The organism is Oleiagrimonas sp., from assembly GCF_027858935.1.
GTDB lineage: Bacteria > Pseudomonadota > Gammaproteobacteria > Xanthomonadales > Rhodanobacteraceae > Oleiagrimonas.
Window position 1 is genome coordinate 1 of record NZ_JAQIBU010000154.1, and the last position, 4,686, is coordinate 4,686.

Genomic DNA, 4,686 nt, shown 5'->3' on the forward strand with positions numbered 1-4,686 from the left:
GCCGCACGCAACCTGCTGTGCGAGTTCGACGTGGATCCGCAGGCGCACTTCTATGGTGAGCCGGGCGATCTCATGGAAATACTCGGCAACCTGCTGGAGAACGCCTTCAAGTGGGCCCAGCACCGCATCCTCTTGACCGTACGCGCGCTGCACGAGAGCGGCAAGCGTCGACCCGGACTGGAGATCATGGTCGAGGACGATGGTCCGGGCATCGAACCGGACAAGATCGAGCAGGTATTGCAACGCGGGGTGCGAGGCGACGAGCGCGTGCAGGGACACGGCATCGGACTTTCGATCGTGCAGGACATCGTCCATGCGCGCCACGCCGAGCTGGAAGTGGGACGATCGGATGAACTGGCTGGTGCGATGTTCCGGATTCGCATCAACGCAAGCTGAGCGGTCTCCAATCAGCTACTGGATGGATCCGGGCAGCAACGATTTCCAACCGAGACTCGATGCGGAGTCCCCTGCGTTGCCATTGCTCGAGTTGCTGCTATCGGGGCAGTTGGAAGCGCTCTGCGGCAGGTTTGTGGCGGCATTGTCGTTGCAGGCGGTGTTGTCCCTGGCGGCCTGCACCGTGCCCGACGTGGCCTGCGTGGTCATGGACCTGGCCGTCCTTGCGATCGGGCCATTGCCGCCGCCAGTCATGCTGGAGCTTTCCGAAGATGACGCATCATGACTGGCGTGGATTGAGGCATGGCTCAGGTCAACGCTTGACGAGGCATGCGCGGCTGGCAGCGCACACATCGCACCTGCGAGCATCAGGGTTTGCATCGAGTTGAATAGTTTGATCACAACGACTCCGACCTTTGAGCCAGATTATGAATAATCGCAGAATGACGGCAAGGTTTCCAGCCTTGTCGGGTCCTGGAAGGACTTCATGCCTGCTGGATCGCCGGACTTCCAACGATGTTCACGACATGTTGCAATACATTCTCCACCAATGTGAGGCTTCCGCCCACCTCGTCATGCACCCGCATTTTCCTGTCCACATGATCGGTTGCACGTCCAACAGGTGCGCCCATGCATGATCCGCACGGAGCCCTCGATGCATGCCGCTGAAGTTCTTGTCGCGCTGGCCGACGGACGGACCCTTTCCGGTACGCAGTTGGCCGGTCACCTGGGCCTGACTCGCGCAGCGGTCTGGAAACAGGTCGAACAGTTGCGTGCGCAGGGCGTGCCGGTGCAGGCGCGACGAGGCGAGGGATACCATTTGCCATGGCCGTTGCAGCTGTTGGATGCTGATCGCATACGCGCACGTGCGACCCCTGCGCCAGGACGGATCGAAGTGCACTGGAGCCTGGATTCGACTTCCAGTGAGTGCTTGCGGCGTGCGGCGAGCCTGCCCGATGGCAGCATCGTGATGGCCGAGACCCAGCAAGCCGGACGCGGTCGTCGCGGCCGCGGTTGGCTGTCGCCTCCGGGCCTTAATATTTACCTGTCCTGCCTGAAGCGCTTCGATCGTGGCTTCGCGGCGCTGCCGGGGCTTTCGCTGACGGCCGGCGTGGCCGTGGTGCGCGCGCTGGAAGCGTTGCGCCTGACCGGGGTCGGGCTGAAATGGCCCAACGACGTGCTGCTGGCCGGCAGCGGTGCGAAGCTCGCCGGCATCCTGGTGGAATTGTCGGGTGAGTCCCAGGGCCCGAGCACGGCGGTCATCGGCATCGGCCTGAACCTGCGCATGCCCGAGGCCCTGCGCGCGCGCGCCGGACAGCCGGTGGCGGACCTGGCCGAATTGTCGGACCTGGCCAACGTCGAGCTGCCGGATCGCAACACTGTCGCCAGTAGCATCATCGGTCATCTGCTGGCGACGCTCGAGGTGTTCGATGCCGAAGGCTTTGCCGCTTTCGTCGACGATTACGCGCGGATGGATTTGCTGCGTGAACGGCGGTTGCGGCTGAGCGATGCGGAAGGCGTCTTCGACGCGGTTGGCGACGGCGTGGATGCGCGGGGCGCGTTGTTGGTGCGCCATGACGGGGTTACCCGCCGCGTCGACAGTGCAGATATCACGGTGCGTCCGCGATGACCCTTCTCCTCGATCTCGGCAACACTCGACTGAAATGGGCGCGCATGGATCTGGACGGGCAGTTGGCGCCGGTGCAGGCGACGCCCTGGGATGCGCTGGACGACGACGATGCGCTGAAGGCGCTCTGTAGCGGAATCGAAGCGGGCAGCACTGTCCTCGCGGCGTCGGTGGCGGGTCGGGCGCGCGAGGAACGCGTGGCCCGGGCACTGCAGGCGGGAGGCCTGTCCGCGCCGTCATGGTTGCGCTCACCGGCGGCCGCTTGCGGCGTGCGCAATGCCTATCCCGAACCCGGCAATCTGGGCGTGGACCGGTTTCTGGGCCTGGTGGCCGCACTGCACGCCGGCCTGGCGCCATGCGTGGTGGTCAGTGCGGGGACCGCGTTGACCCTTGATGCGCTGGCTGGGGACGGACGGCACCTGGGAGGACTGATCGCGCCTGGACCCCGTTTGATGCAGCTCTCGCTGCGTTCCGGTACAGCGCAGTTGCCGGATCCGGGGGCGGCTCCCGTAGTCGACTGTGCCGACAACACCGAGGCTGCGATCGCCTCCGGTTGCTGGCAGGCCGCGCTGGGCCTGATCGAACGCTTTCACGCGCGCATGACCGGACCTCTTGGCGGCCGCGCAGGACTGGTACTGACCGGTGGCGATGGCAAGGCGCTCGCCGCCTGGCTGCCCGGTCCGGTGACGCTGCAGACTGATGCCGTGCTGCATGGCCTGGCGATCCATGCATGTCAGGCGTCTGCATAGACCATGCAACCGGGGATGTTTCGGAAGCCCGGTCTGCAGCCGCTACAATCGGGATCCTGATCGAGGAAGCGCGATGTTTGTCCGCCTGCTGTTCCTGCTGCTGATCGCACTCAATGTGGGTGTTGGCGCCTGGCTGCTGTTCGGTGACGGACAGGTGGTTGCCTATCCACCGCCGACCGACCCGGGTGTGCCTGAACTCAAGCTGCTTTCCGAGCGCGCTGGAGCGCTGCCAGCGCAGTCGAACGCGCTGAACTTGTCCTCCCGCGATCGCAACAAGAGCGACCGCTGCCTGACCCTGGGGCCCTTCGACACGCGCTCGGACACGAGCGATGCGATCCATGCCCTTGAGGATCATGTGCCGCGGATCCAGTACCGTCAGGAACAGGCAACCCAATCGACCGGCTGGTGGGTCTATCTGCCGCCACTGCCCTCGCGTGACCAGGCGCTTGCCGAGGCCCGGAAACTTTCGGACAAGGGCATCAGCGACTATTATGTGGTCACCGCCGGGGATCGCCAGAACACCATCTCGCTGGGCCTGTTCCACGACCAGGCCAATGCCCTGCGTCGGCAGAAACAGCTGACCGACCTGGGGTTTGATCCAAAGGTGAAGGTGCGCAACGAGACGTTGCCGGAATACTGGGTCGATATCGCATTGCCGGCCGACCCCGGGTTCGACTGGCATGCCTATCTCAAGCGCGATGACATCAAGGCGCAGTCCATCGATTGCTTCTGAGCCCGGCGCGGGACCCGGCTTCGATCATGGTCGAGTTCCTGGCCGCAGCCCTGATAGAATATGTAGTCATGCCGGCATAGCTCAGTTGGTAGAGCAACCGCCTTGTAAGCGGTAGGTCCCCAGTTCGAATCCGGGTGCCGGCACCAGTAAATACAAAGGCTTGCAGAGATGCTGGCATTTTTCTATGGGTCTTAGGCAACATCTAGGCAACAAAATTACACACAAGATATTGACACTCTGCTGTGCAGAACTTGTGTGTAAGTGTTGACAGAGTCGTCAATAGTCCACACAATTCTAAACATACTCCCCCGCCCACTTCGGTGGTCGGGTACAAGGCTCCTTAACGGGAGCCTTGGCTTTTTCAGGGGATGAAAAATGCGAACTGCGGTCTACGTTGACGGGTTCAACCTGTACTACCGCGCGTTGAAAAGAACCCAATACCGCTGGGTGGACCTCTTGGCGCTTTCGCAACAGATGGTCAGGCCTGTTAACCGAGTTGAGCTGATCAAGTACTTTACCGCTCGAGTAAAGACGAACCCGTACAAGCCGGATCAACACGTAAGACAAGACGCGTACCTAAGAGCCATCAAGGCGCACATACCTTGTCTGGAAGTATTTGAGGGTCAGTTTTACCAGCACAATGTGCGCATGCCGCTTGCGCATCCCCCTGCTGGCGGACCCAGAACGGTAGAGGTCCTCAAGTCTGAGGAAAAGGGCTCTGATGTTAACCTTGCGGTCCACTTGGTCAATGACGCCTGGTCGGATATTTTTGATGTGGCGCTAGTGATTTCGAATGATAGTGATCTAGCGGAATCAGTGAAATTGGCGCGGAATCGAGGTAAGCCGGTTGGTGTCGTTAACCCATCAGCTACCGATAAAATGTGCTACGAGCTGCACCGCATAGCGTCATTTAAAAGACGCATAGAGGCGAAGCACCTCCGACGAAGCCAAATGCCGAATTCCATCGTTACACCGGGGGGAAATATCAATAAGCCGGTGACGTGGTAATTGATTTCTCATAGTCCGGTCTCTGGAAAAAGTTGAACGCATGGGGCGCAAGCCAGGCCTAAGGAAACTCTGATTTTGCCCCGCGGTCGAAGCGAAGCCCCTTCCGACAGAGTGTAGAAGATGCCCGAGCAGCTGACCTTGGCCACCGAGGCTGATGGTGGATTCGAGACCCATCG

At 61.4% G+C, this 4,686-nt stretch carries 5 protein-coding genes and 1 tRNA gene; all 6 read left to right on the forward strand.

What is annotated here, in order from left to right:
* On the forward strand, positions 1–396 hold a 396-nt coding region (locus PF446_RS05650; protein WP_298070266.1), incomplete at its 5' end, for an ATP-binding protein.
* A gap of 22 nt (positions 397–418) precedes the next feature.
* Positions 419–679 carry a hypothetical protein gene (locus tag PF446_RS05655; RefSeq protein WP_298070267.1) on the forward strand — a complete coding sequence of 87 codons (261 nt, stop codon included), beginning with the start codon at positions 419–421 and terminating at the stop codon, positions 677–679.
* Positions 680–1,048: 369 nt separating this feature from the next.
* Entirely contained in the window at positions 1,049–2,023 is a 975-nt protein-coding gene (locus tag PF446_RS05660) for a biotin--[acetyl-CoA-carboxylase] ligase (protein WP_298070270.1), read from the forward strand.
* Positions 2,020–2,769 (forward strand): type III pantothenate kinase, encoded by a 750-nt coding sequence (locus tag PF446_RS05665; RefSeq protein WP_298070268.1) that lies wholly within the window; start codon positions 2,020–2,022, stop codon positions 2,767–2,769. The genes PF446_RS05660 and PF446_RS05665 overlap by 4 nt, the downstream gene beginning before the upstream one ends.
* Before the next feature lie 73 nt (positions 2,770–2,842).
* Complete coding sequence (locus PF446_RS05670) at positions 2,843–3,502, forward strand: SPOR domain-containing protein (protein WP_298070269.1); 660 nt, start codon at positions 2,843–2,845, stop codon at positions 3,500–3,502.
* 70 nt (positions 3,503–3,572) lie between these two features.
* Positions 3,573–3,648 (forward strand) — tRNA-Thr (locus PF446_RS05675).
* Positions 3,649–4,686: the final 1,038 nt, after the last annotated feature.